Source organism: Pseudomonas sp. ChxA (genome assembly GCF_030263855.1).
Lineage (GTDB): Bacteria > Pseudomonadota > Gammaproteobacteria > Pseudomonadales > Pseudomonadaceae > Aquipseudomonas > Aquipseudomonas fluorescens_CB.
Window position 1 is genome coordinate 422,441 of record NZ_JARPMK010000002.1, and the last position, 19,743, is coordinate 442,183.

Annotated in this window: 16 protein-coding genes; 10 read left to right on the top strand and 6 right to left on the bottom strand. The window is 61.4% G+C overall.

The window, feature by feature from the left end:
• Window positions 1-4: 4 nt before the first annotated feature.
• The 3 genes from P5706_RS27610 to P5706_RS27620 are packed head-to-tail and all read right to left on the bottom strand — an operon-like array spanning window position 5 to window position 3,894.
• Entirely contained in the window at window positions 5-205 is a 201-nt protein-coding gene (locus tag P5706_RS27610) for a DUF1656 domain-containing protein (RefSeq protein ID WP_003171907.1), read from the bottom strand.
• A complete protein-coding gene (locus P5706_RS27615) occupies window positions 195-2,372 on the bottom strand; it encodes an FUSC family protein (RefSeq protein ID WP_285683312.1) in 2,178 nt (725 codons plus the stop codon). The genes P5706_RS27610 and P5706_RS27615 overlap by 11 nt, the downstream gene beginning before the upstream one ends.
• A gap of 10 nt (window positions 2,373-2,382) precedes the next feature.
• Window positions 2,383-3,894: an efflux transporter outer membrane subunit gene (locus P5706_RS27620; RefSeq protein WP_285683315.1), complete on the bottom strand. Its 1,512-nt coding sequence runs from the start codon at window positions 3,892-3,894 to the stop codon at window positions 2,383-2,385.
• Window positions 3,895-4,076: 182 nt separating this feature from the next.
• Here P5706_RS27620 and P5706_RS27625 point away from each other — a divergent pair, with 182 nt between their 5' ends.
• The 5 genes from P5706_RS27625 to P5706_RS27645 all read left to right on the top strand — a co-directional run bounded on the left by P5706_RS27625 (window position 4,077) and on the right by P5706_RS27645 (window position 8,600).
• Complete coding sequence (locus P5706_RS27625; RefSeq protein ID WP_017138167.1) at window positions 4,077-5,045, top strand: LysR family transcriptional regulator; 969 nt, start codon at window positions 4,077-4,079, stop codon at window positions 5,043-5,045.
• Window positions 5,046-5,187: 142 nt separating this feature from the next.
• A complete protein-coding gene (locus P5706_RS27630; protein WP_200430847.1) occupies window positions 5,188-6,162 on the top strand; it encodes a 2-hydroxyacid dehydrogenase in 975 nt (324 codons plus the stop codon).
• 197 nt (window positions 6,163-6,359) lie between these two features.
• Window positions 6,360-7,262 carry a chemotaxis protein CheV gene (locus tag P5706_RS27635; protein WP_285683318.1) on the top strand — a complete coding sequence of 301 codons (903 nt, stop codon included), beginning with the start codon at window positions 6,360-6,362 and terminating at the stop codon, window positions 7,260-7,262.
• Between the two features lie 3 nt (window positions 7,263-7,265).
• Window positions 7,266-7,748, top strand: coding sequence for a GNAT family N-acetyltransferase (locus P5706_RS27640; protein WP_200430845.1), 483 nt, complete (start codon window positions 7,266-7,268; stop codon window positions 7,746-7,748).
• Window positions 7,749-7,856: 108 nt separating this feature from the next.
• Window positions 7,857-8,600, top strand: coding sequence for a YkgJ family cysteine cluster protein (locus P5706_RS27645; protein WP_200430844.1), 744 nt, complete (start codon window positions 7,857-7,859; stop codon window positions 8,598-8,600).
• A gap of 10 nt (window positions 8,601-8,610) precedes the next feature.
• Here P5706_RS27645 and P5706_RS27650 read toward each other — a convergent pair whose 3' ends face one another.
• The 3 genes from P5706_RS27650 to P5706_RS27660 all read right to left on the bottom strand — a co-directional run bounded on the left by P5706_RS27650 (window position 8,611) and on the right by P5706_RS27660 (window position 11,290).
• Window positions 8,611-9,774: a transporter substrate-binding domain-containing protein gene (locus P5706_RS27650; protein WP_200430843.1), complete on the bottom strand. Its 1,164-nt coding sequence runs from the start codon at window positions 9,772-9,774 to the stop codon at window positions 8,611-8,613.
• A gap of 332 nt (window positions 9,775-10,106) precedes the next feature.
• Window positions 10,107-10,889, bottom strand: coding sequence for a transporter substrate-binding domain-containing protein (locus P5706_RS27655; RefSeq protein WP_200430842.1), 783 nt, complete (start codon window positions 10,887-10,889; stop codon window positions 10,107-10,109).
• Window positions 10,890-11,056: 167 nt separating this feature from the next.
• A complete protein-coding gene (locus P5706_RS27660; RefSeq protein ID WP_056858969.1) occupies window positions 11,057-11,290 on the bottom strand; it encodes a hypothetical protein in 234 nt (77 codons plus the stop codon).
• A 215-nt stretch (window positions 11,291-11,505) separates the two neighbouring features.
• Between P5706_RS27660 and P5706_RS27665 the strand changes: the two genes are divergently transcribed.
• The 5 genes from P5706_RS27665 (at window position 11,506) to P5706_RS27685 (ending at window position 19,601) form a co-directional block, all read left to right on the top strand.
• Window positions 11,506-12,672 (top strand): efflux RND transporter periplasmic adaptor subunit, encoded by a 1,167-nt coding sequence (locus P5706_RS27665; protein WP_138816780.1) that lies wholly within the window; start codon window positions 11,506-11,508, stop codon window positions 12,670-12,672.
• Window positions 12,669-15,764 (top strand): multidrug efflux RND transporter permease subunit, encoded by a 3,096-nt coding sequence (locus tag P5706_RS27670; RefSeq protein WP_200430841.1) that lies wholly within the window; start codon window positions 12,669-12,671, stop codon window positions 15,762-15,764. The genes P5706_RS27665 and P5706_RS27670 overlap by 4 nt, the downstream gene beginning before the upstream one ends.
• Before the next feature lie 10 nt (window positions 15,765-15,774).
• Window positions 15,775-16,452, top strand: coding sequence for a heavy metal response regulator transcription factor (locus tag P5706_RS27675; protein WP_017138176.1), 678 nt, complete (start codon window positions 15,775-15,777; stop codon window positions 16,450-16,452).
• Window positions 16,442-17,806: a heavy metal sensor histidine kinase gene (locus tag P5706_RS27680; protein ID WP_285683324.1), complete on the top strand. Its 1,365-nt coding sequence runs from the start codon at window positions 16,442-16,444 to the stop codon at window positions 17,804-17,806. Before P5706_RS27675 ends, P5706_RS27680 begins: the two co-directional genes overlap by 11 nt.
• Before the next feature lie 472 nt (window positions 17,807-18,278).
• Window positions 18,279-19,601, top strand: a complete 1,323-nt coding sequence (locus tag P5706_RS27685) for an OprD family porin (RefSeq protein WP_200430839.1) — start codon at window positions 18,279-18,281, stop codon at window positions 19,599-19,601.
• The last annotated feature ends 142 nt before the right edge of the window (window positions 19,602-19,743 follow it).

Genomic DNA, 19,743 nt, shown 5'->3' on the forward strand with positions numbered 1-19,743 from the left:
ATTCTCAACGGTAGACGCTCAGCGCCAAGGCGCCGAACAGGCAAACGAACAGGCTCAGGCGCAACAACGCCGGGTGCCAGAAAAAACGGTACAGGTCGAACCCGGCCAGGAAGCGGTCCAGCGCCCAGGCCAGTACGGCCGCAATCAAAAACATCAGGGTCATGGTCGGCATGTACAGGCCATGGAAGGCGATTTCACGGGGCATGCGGGGCTCCTTTCAGGGCCGCCAGTGGCGATTGCGGGTCGAGCAACGAGGTGCGGATAAAGTGCAGGTAGCTCTTCACCCGACGCAGGGCCGAGGTGTCAAAATGCGGGGCGAAGGGTTCGTCGGTGGCCTGTACGCGGCTGATCGCGTGGTCGACAGCCACCAGGCCGCGCTCCAGGTTGCTGCTGCTGGGCTGCAGGAACAGCCGTACCAGCGAGCGGCCCATCACGCGGATCGCCTGGCGCCACGGCTGGGATTCGGCATACGCCGGGTGCACCGGCAAAATCGCCTGTTCCTTGCGCAGCTCGATGATCGCGTGGCCGACTTCCAGCACGACGAACATCCAGCGCAGCAGGTCGCGCTGCACGTGCGGTTGGCCGACGGCGAGGCCATAGGCCTGGTGCAACAGGTCGCGGGTGCGGCTTTCAAAACTCGAGGCGAGGCCCTTGAGTTTGCCGCTGATCGCGTAGACCACTTGCTCGCGCAGGTCCTGCTCCAAACGGCGCCACAACCAACGGCTGTTGGGCGGCAGGATGATCGCGCCCGCCGCCGCGCACACCAGCATGCCGATGATCATGGCGATGTAGTCGTTGATAAAGGTGTAGGGGTTGTAGACCGTGAGGTTGTCCGGCACCGAGCCGGTGCTGAAAAAGATCAACAGGCCCACACCGACCCCGGCGTATTGCGGGCGTGAGGCCAGGAACGAGCCGAAGATGATCACCGGCGCGAGCATGACGCACAGCAGCGGGAAGCCGTCGATCCAGGGGAACACGAAGAACATTTCGACAAAGCCAACCAGTGCGCCGATCAAGGTGCCGCAGGCCATTTGAAAGGCCATGCGCTTGGGGTTGGGCGTGGCGGCGGACAGGCCGACGGTGGCGGCGGCAATCAGCGTCATGGTTGCGCCGCTGGGCCAGGCGGTGGCCACCCAGTAGCTGCCGAGCACAATGAGGATGAACGCCGCACGAATCCCCGAAGCCGCGCAGGCCAGCCAGTTGGTCTTGGGGATAAAGGTCTCGTTCCACTGTTCGCGCTCATGGCTGTGGTCGGCCAGGGAAGCGTGGGTCAGCGCGTAGTTGTGCAAGTCATCGACAAAGCGATAAAGCAGCTCATAGGCGGTATGAAAATCCAGCTGTTCGGCTTCGCTTGGGTTGGCTTCCTGAAAGCTTGCCCGCAGGACACGCACCGTGGCGGGAAGCTGGTCTTTGTAGGCGCTGAGTTGGTTGGCCAGCCGTGCGGCGTCGGGGCTGGTCAGCGCCCGGCCGGAGAAGCCGTCGAGCACTTCGGCAAGGTCCTGCAGGCCGGGCTTGATCGCCGCAACCACGTGATCGGCCGCATCGGCACGCAGCCGTTCGAGCAACTGGTGCAGGGCGTTGAAGCGCGTGGTGATGCTCATGAATTCGCTGTTGAGGCGGCTGAGCCGACCATTGCGTCGACGCATGTGCGGGTCTTCAAACACGGTGACGCTGCGCAGCCCTTCCAAGCCCACCGCTTCAGCGATAAAACGCACGTTGCTGGCCTCGAAACCTTCGCGCTGGCTGCGCCCGCGCAGGCCATCGGTGACGAACAGCGCAAATACGCCAAAGCGTTGATACAAGGCGTTGCGCATCGCCGCGCTGGAGGTTTGCGGCAGGATCGCGGCGCTGACCACGGTGGAGCAGATAATCCCCAGGGAGATTTCCAGCACACGCCATACCGCTGCCATAAATGCGCCGTCCGGATTCGCCAACGCCGGTAAACCAACCATCGCCGCCGTATAACCGGCCAGCACAAAACCATAGGCGCGAAAGTTGCGATTACGCGTCGCACCCGCCGTGCAGAGGCCCACCCAGATCGCCAGCGCACCCAGGAACAACTCGGTGTTCTGCGCAAACAAGGCAATCAACAACACCATCACCGCCGAGCCCGCCAACGTGCCGAGGAAGCGATAAAAGCTTTTGGCAAACACCTGGCCGCTCTGCGGTTGCATCACGATAAATACGGTGATCATCGCCGTGCGCGGTTGCGGCAACTCCAGGCGCATGGCCAGCCACAACGTGAGGAACGCGGCGATCAGCACCTTGAAGATATACACCCAGGTCACGCCATCGCTGCGTGCCCAGTCGAAAAAACCACGGCGCCACTCAAGGGAGTGCAACCAGCGCAGCGGTGCGGGCAAGGGAGTCATTGCAATCTACTCAGTGATCAAACACGGCGAGCGCCGCCGGGGTTTTACCTGGGCGCGTCTTAGTCTCTTGCGGCACGTCGTTACCGGCGCCGAGCCCGCCACCCAGTGCCGTGACCAATTCAGCATGCGCACTCAGCCGCGCGGCCTGCACTTGTTGCTCAACCTGTTGCTGGCGGAACAGCAGGGTCTGGGCGTTGAGCACATTGAGGTAATCGGTGAGGCCGCGCTGGTAGGCGATCATGGCGATGTCGTAGGTTTTCTGCGCCGAAGCCACCGACTGCGCGGCAAAGGTGGCTTGCTTGTCCATGGATTCGCGACGGATCAACTGGTCGCTGATGCCCTTGAGCGCGTTGACCAGCGTCTGGTTGTACTTGGCCACGGCGATGTCATAACCGGCGCTGGCTTCGCCCAATTGCCCACGCAAACGACCGCCGTCGAAGATCGGCAAGCTGATCGCCGGGCCGACGGTGTAGTTGAATTTCTGCCCGCTGAGAAACCCCAGCATCGTACCGCCGGTGGCCACATAGCCCAGGCTGCCGACCAGATCGACGTTGGGATAAAACCCGGCATGCGCCACGTCAATGCCGCGTGCCTGGGCGGCGACCTGCCAGCGGCTGGCGACCACATCCGGGCGTTGGCCGAGCAATTGCGCGGGCAGGCTCGAGGGCAGCTTCAGCGGCGCAGCCAAGGACAAACTCGGGCGTTGCAGTTGCGCGCCTGCGCCTGGGCCTTTACCGGCCAATGCCGCGAGCTGGTTGCGGCTCAGGGCGATTTCTTCGTCGAGGGCGTCGAGTTGGCGATGGGTTTCCGGCAGCGGCGTTTCGGCCTGGCTCACGTCGAAATGTGTGCCGATCCCGGCGTTCAGGCGTTTGTTGGCCAGGTCCAGAATCTGCTGTTGCTGGGCCAGGGTGGCGGCGACGATATCGCGGTTAGCGAAGTGCAACGACAGCTGGATATAGGCGCGCACCACATTGTTCTGCAATTCGAGCTGGGCCTGACGCGCTTCGGCGGCGCTCATATGCGCCAGGTCGACGGCGCGTTCGCTGGCATTGCTTTCGCGGCCCCACAGGTCGAGGGCGTAGCTCAGGCCCAGGGACGAGGTGTTGTCCCAGGTATTGGCACCGCTGAGCTCGCCCGGCCCGTAGAACTGATCTTTCGGCCAGCTGTGGCGCTTGAGGGTGGTGTCACTGTTGATCTGCAACGACTCGGCCGCCTCGGCAATCCCGGCCATGGCCCGCGCTTCCCGCACCCGCGCGGCGGCCATGGCCATGCTCGGGCTGTTTTGCGTGGCGAGGTCGACCCAGCGGTTGAGCTGCGCGTCGCCGTAGGCTTGCCACCATTGTGTGGTGGGCCAATGGGCGTCCTGCGCGGCGCTCTGGATGGCGGCGTCGGTGGCCAGGGTATTGGCGTTGAGGGCCTGGCCTTGGGGGGCGATTCCTCCGGTTCCGATGCAGCCGCTGATTGCTAACGATAAGGCCAAAACACTGAGAGCCTTCAGCTCTCTGCTGATGCGACGCGGCACGGCGAACGAATTCCTGAGGTGGTGAGGCGGGGAAGGTGGCGCAATTCTAGGGGGCGCCATGGGGAACGATAAGCTGGCATTCCTGTGAATCTTTGTTACCGTTCAGGCGATAATCCGTTGGTAGGGATCACTGGACGGCGTAACTTTCTGTCACAATTTGCTATCTCCCTTGAGAACACTCCATGGACACTTTGCAAAATATGCGCGCCTTCAGTTGCGTGGCCGAGGCCGGCAGCTTCACCGCCGCCGCCGTGCAACTGGACACCACCACCGCCAACGTCTCGCGCGCGGTCTCCAACCTTGAGGCCCATCTGCAAACCCGCTTGCTCAACCGCACCACTCGCCGCATCGCGCTGACCGAGGCCGGCAAGCGCTACTTACTGCGTTGCGAGCAAATCCTTGCCTACGTCGAGGAAGCCGAGGCGGAAGCCAGCGACGCTCACGCACGCCCCGCCGGGCAGCTGAAAGTGCACACCATGACCGGTATCGGCCAGCATTTCGTGATTGATGCGATTGCTCGTTACCGGCGTACCCACCCCGACGTGACCTTCGACCTGACCCTGGCCAACCGCGTGCCGGACTTGCTCGACGAGGGTTATGACGTGTCCATCGTGCTGGCCAGCGAGCTGCCGGATTCGGGCTTTGTGTCCCAGCGCCTGGGCATTACCTACAGCATCGCGTGTGCCTCGCCGGATTACGTCAAGGCCAAAGGCTGCGCGCAACGGCCACAGGACTTGCTCAACCACGCCTGCCTGCGCCTGGTGAGCCCGGTGATCCAGCTGGACAAATGGACCTTCAACGGCCCCGAAGGCCAGGAAAGCGTAGCGATCAATACATCGCCGTTCCTGGTCAACTCGGCCGATGCAATGAAAACCGCGATCACCAGCGGCATGGGCGTCGGCCTGCTGCCGGTGTATGCGGCTATTGAGGGTTTGCGCAACGGCACGCTGGTGCGGGTGATGCCCAATTACCGCTCGCAGGAGCTGAACCTGTACGCCATCTACCCGTCGCGCCAGTACCTGGATGCGAAGATCAAGACCTGGGTGGAATACCTGCGCGGTTCGTTGCCGGAGATTCTGGCGGCGCATCAGGCGGAGTTGGTGGCGTATGAGTTGAGCGGCAGCCTCGGCGGCACACGCCTGGCGAACTGACTTTGGAATACGGCCCCACAAACACCATCCATTTACTGTGGGAACTGGCTTGCCTGCCATAGCATCGCCTCGGTACTGCTGATACACCGAAGCGCCAGCATCGCAGGCAAGCCAGCTCCCACATTTTGAGCGGAGTTTTGCAATGAAAAAGACTGTCCTCGCCTTCAGCCGCGTCACCCCGGAAATGATCGAACGCCTGCAACAGGACTTCGAGGTGATCGCGCCGAACCCCAAGCTGGGTGACATCAATGCTCAATTCAACGAAGCCCTGCCCCACGCCCACGGTTTGATCGGCGTAGGCCGCAAGCTGGGCCGTGCGCAGCTGGAAGGCGCGAGCAAACTCGAAGTGGTGTCCAGCGTGTCGGTCGGCTACGACAACTACGACGTGCCGTACTTCAACGAGCGCGGAATCATGCTCACCAATACCCCGGACGTGCTCACCGAAAGCACCGCCGACCTGGCCTTCGCGCTGCTGATGAGCAGTGCGCGCCGCGTGGCCGAGCTGGATGCCTGGACCAAGGCCGGCCAGTGGAAAGCCAGCGTTGGCGCGCCGCTGTTCGGCTGCGATGTACACGGCAAGACCCTTGGCATCGTCGGCATGGGCAATATCGGCGCAGCCGTCGCGCGGCGCGGGCGTCTGGGCTTCAATATGCCGATTGTGTACAGCGGCAACAGCCGCAAGACCCAGCTGGAGCAGGAGTTGGGCGCGCAGTTTCGCAGCCTGGACCAGTTGCTGGCCGAGGCGGATTTTGTCTGCCTGGTGGTGCCGTTGAGCGACAAGACCCGCCACTTGATCAGCACGCGCGAATTGGGGCTGATGAAGCCCAGCGCGATCCTGATCAATATTTCCCGTGGGCCTGTGGTGGATGAACCGGCGCTGATTGAAGCGCTGCAAACCCAAAAAATCCGTGGCGCCGGGCTGGATGTGTATGAACAAGAGCCACTGGCCGAATCGCCGCTGTTCCAACTGAGCAATGCCGTGACCCTGCCGCATATTGGCTCGGCCACGCATGAAACCCGTGAAGCCATGGCCAATCGCGCTCTGGACAACCTGCGCAGCGCCTTGCTGGGGCAGCGCCCGCAGGATCTGGTCAACCCACAAGTCTGGAAGGGCTGATCCCACCACGGCAGGAACGAACTATTGTGGCGAGCGAGCTTGCTCGCGCTGGAGTGCGCAGCGCTCCCAGGCTTTTGGGGCCGCTGCGCTGCCCAGCGGGAGCAAGCTCCCTCGCCACAAGCGTCCACCCTACAGTTTCCAGGGTCTGAGTCGATAACCCTCTATAGATCGTCATCCCTGATCCACAGAAGGTTTTTATGTCCACCACCAAAGCCCGCGCAGATTCACTCTCGCTTCTGCTCTTTACCTTGCGCAGCGGCAAGCTGATGGCCATCAACCTGCTCAAAGTCAGTGAAATCATCCCCTGCCCGCCGCTGACCAAGCTGCCGGAGTCGCACCCTCACGTCAAAGGCATCGCCACCCTGCGCGGTGCCTCGCTGTCGGTGATCGACTTGAGCCGCGCCCTTGGCGAAATGCCGCTGCAAGACCCGAACGGTGGCTGCCTGATCGTCACCGACGTCAGCCGTTCCAAGCAGGGCCTGCATGTGCAGGCAGTGAGCAAGATCGTGCACTGCCTGACCACCGACATCCGCCCGCCACCCTATGGCTCCGGCGGCAATCGCTCGTTTATCACCGGCGTGACCCAGGTCGAAGGCGGCCTGGTGCAGGTGCTGGACATCGAAAAGGTCATCCACGGCATTGCCCCGGCACCGATTGAAGCGGCGCCGACCGACTTGACCATGGAAGAAGCCGAAGTACTCGGCAATGCGCGAATCCTGGTGGTGGACGACAGCCAGGTGGCGCTGCAGCAATCGGTACACACCCTGCGCAACCTCGGCCTGACGTGCCACACCGCGCGCAGTGCCAAGGAAGCCATTGATGTGCTGCTGGAGCTGCAAGGCACGGGCGAGCAGATCAATGTGGTGGTGTCGGACATCGAGATGTCCGAAATGGACGGTTACGCCCTCACCCGCACCCTGCGCGAAACCCCGGACTTCCAGGAGCTTTACGTGCTGCTGCACACCTCGTTGGACAGCGCGATGAACAGCGAAAAAGCCCGCCTGGCGGGTGCCGACGCGGTGCTCACCAAGTTCTCGTCGCCCGAGCTGACCAAATGCCTGGTGGTTGCCGCGCACACTGTGGCGCAAAAGGGTCTGTAAGCGGTGGCGGAATATTTTCAACTGCTGCGCCGTGACCTTACCGCCAGCCTGCCTGCACCGCTGTGGCCGGCCAATACCCGGCTGGATCATTACCGCGATGAGCTGGCCCCAGCCATCCATGCCGTATTGCGCATGACCCAGGAACAGGGCGGCGGCCGTGTCGCCAGCCTGGAAGAATGGCGTCGGCAGTTCATCACCGACGCAGAATTCGACCCCACGCTATGCCTGGTAGCCAGTAACGCAGACGGCATTCTTGGCGTGGCCCAGTGCTGGACCAGCGCGTTTATCAAGAACCTCTCGATCCATCCCTGCGCCCAAGGCCAAGGGCTGGGGCGTGCCTTGTTGCTGCACACCTTCCACGTGTTCAAGCAACGCGGCGAGCCCTATGTGGACCTGAAGGTACTGGAAAGCAACCAACGCGCCCGACAGTTGTACGAAAGTGCCGGCATGGTGTTTGTGCTGCGCGACCAGGTGCCCAAAGACTGACAGGCACTGGCGCATAACTTGCTTCCACTGAGCCTGAACAGTGAATAGAGGCAAAAACCCGTCACCGTTCAAGAGTGCCCTCTGACCTTGCCTGGTGACAGATCCTCCATGAACACTCACTTTTCCTGCGTGGGTTGCGGCAAATGCTGCAGCGACCATCATGTTCCTCTGACCCTCGAAGAAGCCCGCAGTTGGGCGGCTGACGGCGGTAATGTCATCGTGCTGGTGGAAGGTTTTCTCGGCAGCGGCCTGGGCTTGCCGGTGCAACAACGCGAGCATGCCGAACGCCGTTCAGTGGTAGTGCCGAGCGGCAATACCGAGGCGTTTGTGGCAATCACCTTTGCCGCCTACAACGCCGGGCGTTGCCGGAATCTTGACGAAGACAACCGGTGTGGCATCTATGAGCGTCGCCCCTTGGTGTGTCGCATCTACCCGATGGAAATCAACCCGCACATTCCCTTGAACCCCGCTGCCAAGGAATGCCCGCCGGAGTCCTGGGAACAGGGGCCGGCGCTGATCGTCGGCGGTGAGTTGATGGATGCAGAGCTGGCTGAGCTGATCCGCCGCTCACGCCAGGCCGACCGTGACGATGTACAGACCAAGGAGGCCGTGTGCGCCTTGCTGGGTATTCGTACCACGGCGCTCAAGGGCGATGGGTTTACCGCGTATTTGCCGGATATGGGCGCGTTTGCCCAGGCGATCGAATTGGCGGCGGGCCAGCCAACCATGGCCAGTGAGTGGGTCTTTCATGTCTCCGGAATGGACATCGCCGAACAACTGCTGGATGCCGGCGCCCAGATCGCAACCCAGGTGCCGGCCAACTACGCGTTTATTTCGTTGCAGGCCTCCTAGACCGGCAACGTCAGAGGCTGGCCAGGCACTCGATTTCTATCCGCGCATTGTTCAACAGTTTGCCCGCCGCAAAGGTTGTGCGGGCAGGCAGACGGTCGGCGGGGAAGTAGCTGGCATAGACGGTGTTCATCGCTGAAAAGTCTTTGATATCGGCAAGAATCACCGTGCACTTGGCCACTCTGTCCATTCCCAACCCCTTGCCCTTCAGCGTGCTACGCAGGGTTTCCAGAGCCTGGGCAGTTTCTGTGCGAATGCCTCCGCGCACCAGTTTGCCGTTTTTATCGAGCCCTAGCAGCCCTGAGAGGTAGAGCGTTTTGCCTACTTGCACGGTTTGTGAAAATGGCAAGCCACCCTCGGCCGGCGTGTAAATCATCTTGGCCGGTTCAGTGCTTCCGGCGGCGGGCGCCAGATAAGGCTGAGTGATCGCCAGGTACTTGCCGTTGTCTTTCAAGCGCTGCAGGGCCTTGTTCAGCGCTGCTGTCAGATCAGGCGTGGCCTTGCGAGTGGCGATGGCGACACCGCCACCGAGCATCTCATCAACCACCGTTGGCCCGGCGAAGGCAAACGCTGCGCCCTGGGGGGTGTTCAGCAGCGCTTCGTTGATTTCGATGGTGTTCTGCAAGGTCGCATCAAGTTCACCCGCCAACAAGCTGGTGATCAACTCACCATTGAGGTTGAAGCTGCGCACCGTCACGCCTTGAGGAGCCCAGCGTGCCCTGGCGAAGGCTTCACGGCTGGTGCCTGCCAAAACGCCGACACGCTTGCCTTTGAGCGAGCTGGGATTGGGCAGCAGGTCAGAGCCGCTGCGGGCTACCAAGCGGCTTTCGAGGGGATAGAGAATGTCTGTAAAGTCGATTATTTCACGCCGCGCCGGTGTGGGCGTCATCGGCATGATTGCATCGAAACGGTTGGCTTGCAGCGCCGTAATATTGGTTGCATAAGGCTGATCAACCCATACACAGCGCGCATTGAGTTCCGCGCAAAGCGCGTTGCCCAACTCGATATCCAGCCCCACAAGCTCGCCTTGTGCATTGCGGTATTCAAAGGGTTTTACATCCGCCTCAACCCCAAAACGTATCTCCTTCCATGGGTTTTCGGGTGACGGCGCGACAGCACATCCGCTCCCGGCCAACGTAATCAGAGCAAGCGCTAGTATTCGTCCTACCGTAGTCATAAACCTGTCCTGTGCAAATAGTGGCGTGCGGCGCTCAGGGCTCAATCATGGTTTGCGACCCTGACGCGCAAGACGTTCTAACAAGCACTAACCGGTCTATCACTACGACACGCCTGTTTGTTGAGTAGGAATAATCCCAAACTCATAGTAGCCGAATCTTTTCCGCTAACGCCGTCGACCCCGGAACGCCTGCGCCAACTGGCGAGTCTGCGCAAACGCGGCCGATGGTATATCCGGATGGCGCAGCAGGTTATGCGGCACCCTCAGCAGTTCTTTACGGCGATAGCCGCACGATTGGAAGAGTCGGCAGTGCCCGCACAATTAATTGCCCATCATTGATTGGAGGGCGGCTCATCCAATTGATAAGGCGCCAGAATCCGCTGGTATTCACCGTTGTGCATCAGCTGTTCAAGGGCATGATTGAGGTCGTTGCGCAAGCTGGAATCAAACTTGCGCACGGCAATGGCAATGCCGTTGCCCAACAGTTCGCCGGACAAGGCCGGCCCCATGAAGTCGAAATCCTGGCCATCCGGGGTGTCGAGCAGCGCCCTGCGAATCTCCACAGTGCCTTGCAGCGTCGCATCGATGCTGCCGGCCACCAGGCTGCGGGCCAGTTCGTCATTGAGCCAGAAACTCTTGATGATGACGCCCGCCGGTGCCCACTGCGACCGCGCAAAGGCTTCGCGGTTGCTGCCCAGCAGGACACCGACGCGCTTACCCTTGAGCGAGCGTGGGTCGGGTAACAAACCGGAGTCTTTGTGGGCCACCAGACGCGTGGTAAAGGGGTAGAGGCTATCGGTGAACCCCACCCACCGGCGGCGCCCCGAGGTGGCGGCCATGCCCATGATTGCGTCGAACTGCCGGGCTTCAAGGGCCGGGAAATTTTCCACAAACACCTGATCGACCCAGGTACAGCGCACATTCAACTGTGTACACAGGGCATTGCCCAAGTCGATGTTCAAGCCCACCAGTTGACCTTGCGGGCTACGACTCTGAAAGGGCGGGAACTGCGCGGCAACGGCGAAGCGGATTTCGCGCCGGGGTTGATCATCGTCGGCCACGGCGTCGATCGACAGCAATAGGGCAAGTGCTGCACACAGGGGTATCAGAGCCACGGGAAACATCCTTTTCCAGAAAGACCAGCCTTGGCCACCCGCCCGATCTGAACGGTCGGGATGGAATCAAGGCTGTGCAAGCTTTCTAGAAACGGTCGTGGGTCTTCAATCAGAAATATCAGCAGGGGTTGTAGGCCACGACTGATAAAACGCTTGTCGTTCTATTCTCAGCGTTTACCCATCGAGCGGCGAGTGCCCGGCGGCGCCATGCCTGGCGACTTGGTGTGGCCGTTCTTGGCGCCATTCTTGTACCAAGGCTGGGCGGCATTTTTGGCCCCGGCCAGTTCACCCGGTTTGAACGGAAACTTGAACGCCGGGATCTCGGCTTTTTCAACGCTTTGAGCGTCGGCCGGATCGACGAGGTCGGCCGCTTCAACAGGGGGTTGTGTCGGGGAAGTCATGGAAGCTCCGGGGCGTACATAAAATGAGGCAGTGGCCGACTTGCGGGCCACGCTGGCGCGCAGTATACCTGCGCGCCTCTGATCTTTAACCACCGCCGTTACGAATGGTCGGACTTTACTGACAGCGCTGTCAGTTAGCAGTCACCGTGCTGACCGGGTTGGCGGGCTATAAAGAACGATCACTCTCCCAACCCTTTGCCCCGGCGCCCCACCCCATGCACATTCAACGAAAAACCGCCCTGATCGTGGGTGCCCTGGTGGTCGTGGCAATTGCAGCCTGGGCCTTCAACCGACCGGCCAAAACCAAACTGGCGGTGTCCACTGCCATCCCGGTGCGGGTGGTGAGCGTCACACAGCAGGACATTCCTCGATTTGTCAGCGGTATCGGCTCGGTGCTGTCATTGCACAGCGTGGTAATCCGCCCGCAAATCGACGGCATCCTCACCAAGCTGCTGGTCAAGGAAGGCCAACTGGTCAAGGCCGGTGACCTGCTGGCGACCATCGACGACCGCTCGATCCGCGCCAGCCTCGACCAGGCCAAGGCACAACTGGGCGAAAGCCAGGCACAACTGCAAGTGGCGTTGGTGAACCTCAAACGCTACAAAGAGCTGAGCGTCGACGACGGCGTGTCCAAGCAGACCTATGACCAGCAACAAGCGCTGGTCAACCAGCTCAAGGCCACGGCGCAAGGTAATCAGGCTGCGATTGATTCGGCCCAGGTACAGCTTTCCTACACTCAGATTCGCTCGCCGGTCACCGGCCGTGTCGGGATTCGCACCGTGGATGAAGGCAACTTCCTGCGTATGAGTGATACCCAAGGCTTGTTCTCGGTGACGCAAATCGATCCGATCGCCGTGGAGTTCTCGCTGCCGCAACAAATGCTGCCAACCCTGCAAGGCTTGATCGCCGCGCCTACCCAAGCCAGCGTCGATGCCTACATGGGCGCCGACACCGACGGCCAGACCGGCGACCTGCTCGGTGAAGGCCACCTGAGCCTGATCGACAACCAGATCAGCTCCACCACCGGCACCCTGCGCGCCAAGGCTGAATTCAACAACGCTTCGCAGCGCCTGTGGCCGGGGCAACTGGTGACGATCAAGATCCAGACCGCCCTCGACAAAAATGCGCTGGTGGTGCCGCCGACCGTGGTGCAACGTGGGCTCGACGCGCATTTTGTGTACCGCGTCAACGGTGACAAGGTTGAGATCGTGCCGGTGCAGGTGGCGTATCAGGACAGCGACGTGAACATCATCAAAGGCGTGCAAGCCGGTGATGTGCTGGTCAGCGATGGCCAGTCGCGGCTCAAGGCCGGTGCGCAGATCGAAGTGCTCAAAGAGCCACCGCAAGTGATCCAGACCGCCCAAGCCAAGGTGCAACCATGAGCGGCAGCCGTTCGCCGTCCGCCTGGTGCGTCGACCACCCGGTTGCCACCCTGCTGCTGACCTTTGCCCTGGTGCTGTTGGGGCTGATTGCCTTCCCGCGCCTGGCCGTGGCGCCGCTGCCGGAAGCGGAATTCCCGACCATCCAGGTCAGCGCCACCTTGCCCGGCGCCAGCCCGGACACCATGGCCTCATCCGTGGCCACGCCTTTGGAGGTGCAATTCAGCGCCATCCCCGGCATGACCCAGATGACCTCCAGCAGCGCCTTGGGCTCAAGCCTGCTGACCCTGCAGTTCACCCTGAACAAAAGCATCGACACCGCCGCGCAGGAAGTGCAGGCGGCGATCAACACCGCCTCCGGCAAACTGCCCAGTGACATGCCGAGCCTGCCGACCTGGAAGAAGGTCAACCCGGCGGACAGCCCGGTGCTGATCCTCAGCGTCAGTTCCGACAGCATGCCCAGCACCGAGTTGAGCGACTATGTAGAAACCCTGCTGGCGCGCCAGATCAGCCAGATTGACGGCGTCGGCCAGATCAACATCACCGGCCAGCAACGCCCGGCGATTCGCGTACAAGCTTCACCGGACAAACTCGCGGCCATCGGCCTGACCCTCGCCGACGTGCGCCTGGCGATCCAGCAGTCAAGCCTGAACCTGGCCAAAGGTGCGATTTACGGCGAGAACAGCGTGTCGACGTTATCGACCAATGACCAGCTGTTTCACCCGGAGGAATACGGCCAACTGATCGTTTCCTACAAGAACGGCGCGCCGGTGCAACTGCGTGACATTGCCAAAGTCGTCAACGGTTCGGAAAACGCCTACGTACAGGCCTGGTCCGGTGATACGCCCGGGGTCAACCTGGTGATTTCGCGCCAGCCCGGCGCCAACATTGTCGAGACCGTGGACCGCATTCAAGCCGAGCTGCCGCGCCTGGAAGGCATGCTGCCGGCCTCGGTGCAGGTCAGCGTGTTGACCGACCGCACCAAGACCATCCGCGCGTCCTTGCATGAAGTGGAAGTGACGCTGCTGATCGCTATCTTGCTGGTGGTGGCGGTGATGGCGCTGTTCCTGCGCCAATTGTCAGCCACGCTGATTGTGTCCAGCGTGCTCGGCGTGTCGCTGATCGCCAGCTTCGCGCTGATGTATGTGCTCGGCTTCAGCTTGAACAACCTCACGCTGGTGGCGATCGTGATCGCGGTAGGCTTTGTGGTCGACGATGCCATCGTGGTGGTGGAGAACATTCACCGTCACCTGGAGGCGGGCCTGGATAAACGCGAGGCGGCGATCAAGGGCTCCGGCGAGATCGGTTTTACCGTGGTGTCCATCAGCTTCTCGCTGGTGGCGGCGTTTATTCCGCTGCTATTCATGGGCGGCGTGGTCGGGCGGCTGTTCAAGGAGTTTGCGCTGACGGCCACCTCGACCATCCTGATTTCGGTGGTGGTTTCGCTGACATTGGCGCCGACATTGGCCGCGCTGTTCATGCGCGCGCCGACTCATCATGCCCATGACAAACCGGGTTTCAGCGAGCGCCTGCTCGCCGGCTACGCGCGCAACCTGCGCCGCGCGCTGGCGCATCAACGCAGCATGGCGGCGATCTTCATGGTGACCCTGGCGTTGGCCGTGGTCGGCTACGTGTTTATCCCCAAGGGGTTCTTCCCGGTGCAAGACACCGGCTTTGTACTCGGCACCAGCGAGGCGGCGGCCGACGTGTCGTACCCGGACATGGTCGCCAAGCACAAGGCCCTGGCCGAGATCGTCAAGGACGACCCGGCAGTCGAAGCGTTTTCCCACTCGGTGGGCGTGACCGGCAGCAACCAGACCATCGCCAACGGGCGTTTCTGGATCGCCTTGAAGGACCGCGGTGATCGCGATGTGTCCGCCAGCCAGTTCATCGACCGCATCCGCCCCAAACTGGCCAAGGTGCCAGGCATCGTCTTGTACCTGCGCGCCGGCCAGGACATCAACTTGAGTTCCGGCCCAAGCCGCGCCCAGTATCAATATGTGCTCAAGAGCAACGACGGCCCGACGCTCAATACCTGGACCCAACGCCTGACCGAAAAACTGCGCGCCAACCCGGCCTTTCGCGACCTTTCCAACGACCTGCAACTGGGCGGCAGCATCACCCATATCAGCATCGATCGGCAGGCGGCGGCACGCTTTGGCCTCACCGCCACAGATGTCGACCAGGCGCTGTATGACGCGTTCGGCCAGCGCCAGATCAACGAATTCCAGACCGAGATCAACCAGTACCAAGTGGTGCTGGAACTCGATACTCAACAGCGCGGCAAGGCCGAAAGCCTGAACTACTTTTACCTGCGCTCACCGTTGACCAACGAGATGGTGCCGCTGTCGGCACTGGCCAAGGTCGACCCGCCCAGCGTGGGGCCGTTGTCCATCAGCCATGACGGCATGTTCCCGGCGGCCAACCTGTCGTTCAACCTGGCACCCGGCGTGGCATTGGGCGATGCGGTGATCATGCTCAACCAGGCCAAGAACGAGATCGGAATGCCGACCACCATGATCGGCACCTTCCAGGGTGCCGCCCAGGCGTTCCAGAGTTCGCTGGCCAGCCAACCGTGGCTGATCCTGGCGGCGCTGGTGGCGGTCTATATTATTCTGGGTGTGCTGTATGAGAGCTTCGTACACCCGCTGACCATCATCTCCACCTTGCCGTCGGCGGGCTTGGGCGCGTTGATCATGCTGTGGCTGCTGGGCCAGGATTTTTCGATCATGGCCTTGATCGGGCTGGTGCTGCTGATCGGTATCGTCAAGAAAAACGGCATCCTGATGATCGACTTTGCCCTGGAGGCCCAGCGCGTGCGCGGGCTGCCACCTGAAGAGGCGATTTATGAAGCCTGCGTCACACGGTTCCGGCCGATCATCATGACCACCCTCGCCGCCCTGCTCGGCGCAGTGCCGTTGATGCTGGGTTCCGGGCCAGGCGCGGAATTGCGCCAGCCGCTGGGGATCGCGGTAGTCGGCGGCTTGTTGGTGAGCCAGGCGCTGACGCTGTTCACCACACCGGTCATATACTTGTACCTTGAGAAGTTTTTCCACAGGCCCAAACCAGCGCCGGCGCTGGCGACCACACACTAAAGGCGGGGTCATGCGCGTCCTGATTATTGAAGATGAAGAAAAAACCGCAGACTACTTGCACCGTGGTCTGACCGAACAAGGCTACACCGTGGATGTGGCCCGCGAAGGCGTCGAGGGTTTGCACCTGGCGCTGGAGAACGATTACGCGGTAATCGTGCTCGACGTGATGCTGCCCGGCCTCGACGGCTTTGGTGTGTTGCGCGCACTGCGGGCACGCAAGCAGACGCCGGTGATCATGCTCACCGCCCGCGAGCGTGTGGAAGACCGCATTCGCGGCCTGCGTGAAGGCGCCGATGATTATCTGGGCAAACCGTTTTCGTTCCTCGAACTGGTGGCGCGCCTGCAAGCGCTGACCCGCCGCAGCGGCGGGCATGAGCCGGTGCAAGTCACCGTGGCCGACCTGTGGATCGACCTGATCAGCCGCAAGGCCAGCCGCAACGGCCTGCGCCTGGACCTGACCGCCAAGGAGTTCTCATTGCTCAGCGTGCTGGCGCGGCGCCAGGGTGAAATCCTGTCCAAGACCGCGATTGCGGAAATGGTCTGGGACATCAATTTCGACAGCGACGCGAATGTGGTGGAAGTGGCGATCAAGCGTCTGCGCGCCAAGCTCGACGGGCCGTTCGAACACAAGTTGCTGCACACCATTCGTGGCATGGGGTATGTGCTGGAGAGCAGAAGTGTCGGCTAACTCCATCGCCCTGCGCCTGAGCGGCATGTTCACCCTGGTGGCGCTGCTGATCTTCGTGTTGATCGGCGGCGCGCTGTACCAGCAAGTGGATCGCGGCCTGGGCCTGTTGCCGGGCGCCGAACTGGATGCGCGCTACAGCGTGCTGGAATCCTCGGTGAACCGCTTTGGCACACCGGACCACTGGGCAAAAATCACCGCCAAGTTGAAGTTGCTCGGCGAAGAAGACCCACGTATCCGCTTTTGGGTGGTGAGCAGCGACCCGAGCTACGAATACGGCAACCCCGACGCGCAGATCCGCGCATTCGCTCAAGGGCCGACCGGCAAACGCGACTTGCGCCTGCCTGGGCATGAATACCCGTTCAAGGTGTTGCTCAGCCAGTTCGCGGCCAAGGATCAACGCCCGCCGCTACGTTTTATGATCGCCATCGACACCGAGAACTTCCGCGCCACTCAGCACCATCTGTTGATGGCCTTGATCGGCCTGGCCTGTGTCGGCGTGGCGCTGGCGGCGCTGTTGGGCTTTTGGGTCTCGCGTATCGGCCTCAAGCCGCTAGGCAAGCTCTCGGATGAAGCGCAAAAACTCGCACCGCCCAAACTCTCCGGGCGCCTGCAGTTGTCGCCCTTGCCGCCGGAGCTGAGCCAGTTCGTCAACTCGTTCAACTCCACGCTGGATCGGGTCGAACAGGCATATTCGCGCCTGGAGTCGTTCAATGCCGACGTGGCCCATGAACTGCGCTCGCCGCTGACCAACCTGATCGGCCAGACCCAAGTGGCACTCACCCGTGGTCGTTCGGCCGAGCATTACTTCGAGGTGCTGCAATCGAACCTCGAAGAGTTGGAACGCCTGCGCTCGATCATCAATGACATGCTGTTCCTGGCCAGCGCCGACCAAGGCAGCAAGGCCACCAAACTGATCGAAAGCTCCCTGGCCGATGAAGTCGCCACCACCCTCGACTACCTGGACTTCATCCTCGAAGACGCCCAAGTCAACGTGCGCGTGCGCGGCGATGCCATGGTGCACATCGAAAAAGCCCACCTGCGCCGCGCGCTGATCAATTTGCTGAGCAATGCGGTGCAGCACACTGCGCCGGGGCAGATCATCGAAGTGAGCATTGAGGTGCAGGAGCAGTGGGTGGCGATCGGAGTGACCAACCCCGGCGACGAGATCGCCCGTGAACATTTGCCACGCTTGTTTGAACGCTTCTACCGGGTGGACGCGTCGCGCAGTAACAGCGGCGCAAATCACGGGCTGGGGCTGGCGATCGTCAAGGCGATTGCATTGATGCACGGCGGTGATGTGTTTGTGCGCAGTGAGGGCGGTGGCAATACTTTTGGCATTACCCTGCCGGTCTAACTCACCCTCAGCCTAATCACAATTCAAGACACAAGCGGGCTTGTGTGGGAGCTGGCTTGCCTGCGATGCAGACACCTCGGTACATCTGCAACACCGCAGCGATGCTATCGCAGGCAAGCCAGCTCCCACACAAGCCATATCCCACATAAGCCATATCCCACATAAGCCAGCTACTACATAAGCCAGCTACCACACTGGATCTCCAGCGTCCTGACTGTTGCGGTTTGGGCAACAGTCATTATCTTGTTACACTCTATATCGCACCGCTCACCTGCGTTACTTTGACGCACCGATGAGCGCGACGGCAAGGCAGCTTCCCGCTCACCCGAATTTCCCTCGACTTATTTCCAGGGCTCTACACTGGGAATCTGTTTAAAGCCGCTGACTTCAGCGGCTTTTTTTTGCCGTAAAAAAAGGCCAGGCACACCCCCACGACATTGGCCGTTTTCGATTGACCAAAGGAGCTACACCGGTGAAGAACTCGCTGACGTTCACCCCGTTATTCCTCGCGATTGCAGCAACGATCGTCCCCTTTGCCCACGCGGCAGACTCGACCCCCGCTGACGGTTTTGTCGAAGGCTCTAGCCTCAAAATCAACACCCGCAACTACTACATGAACCGCGACCGCCGCGACATTCACACCGATGACAGCAAAGAATGGGGCCAGGGTTTCATCGGCACATTTGAATCCGGCTATACCCAGGGCACCATCGGCTTTGGCCTGGACCTCAATGCCATGCTCGGCCTCAAGCTCGATGGCGGCGGCGGCACTGACGGCTCCAGCATCCTGCCTTACGGCAGCGGCAACGGCAAAGCGCCCGGCTCGTTCTCTACCGCAGGCGGCACCTTGAAAATGCGCGCCTTCGACACCGAACTCAAAGCTGGCGACCTGTTTCTCAACAACCCGGTGATCGCTGGCGGCATGACCCGCATGTTGCCGCAGACTTTTCGTGGCGTGAGCCTGGCCAACCACAGCGTCGACGGCTGGATGTTCGAAGGCGGCCAAGCCAGCTTTACCAAGCTCTATAACCAGAGCGGTCACCGGCGTATCGGCACCAGCTACGGTACGTTGCCCGCCAACGCCGACAGCCAGCATCTGAACTGGGCCGGCGTGTCCTTCAGCGGCATCCCGGGCCTGACCAGCAACCTGTACGCTGCCGAACTCAAGGACGTGTGGCACCAGTATTACTACGACCTGGACTACACCTACGCACTGAACGATTTGGTCAGCCTCAACCCGGGCCTGCACTACTACCACACCCAGGACACCGGCCAGTCGTTGCTCGGCAGCATCGACAACAACACCTACAGCCTGCATTTCACCGTGGGCGTGGGCAACCACAGCGTCACTGCCGCGTACCAGCGGGTCAACGGCAACACGCCGTTCGACTACATCACCCAGGGCGACAGCGTGTACCTGGACAACTCCCAGCAATACTCCGACTTCAACGGCCCCAACGAGCGCTCGTGGAAGCTCAAGTACGCCTACGACTTTGCAGGCCTCGGCGTGCCTGGGCTGACGTCCGCCGTGTCCTATATCAGCGGCAAGACCGACCTGACCAAGGTCGACCCCAACAGCCGTGGCTACAGCGCCTGGTACAGCGCCGACGGCAAAGACGCCAAGCACTGGGAACGTGACATCGACGTGAAGTACGTGGTGCAAGGCGGCAAAGCCAAGGACTTGGCCGTGCGCCTGCAGTGGGCAACCAACCGCGGTGGCAACGGCTACTCGGCGGTGGACCGGGATGTGGATGAATACCGTGTGATCGTGGATTACCCGATTAACGTGTTCTGAGCAAAATCTGCCTGACGATAAATAGCTAATGTGGGAGCGGGCTTGTGTGGGAGCTGGCTTGTGTGGGAGCTGGCTTGCCTGCGATAGCATCGCTGCGGTGTTGCAGATGTACCGAGGTGCCTGCATCGCGGGCAAGCCAGCT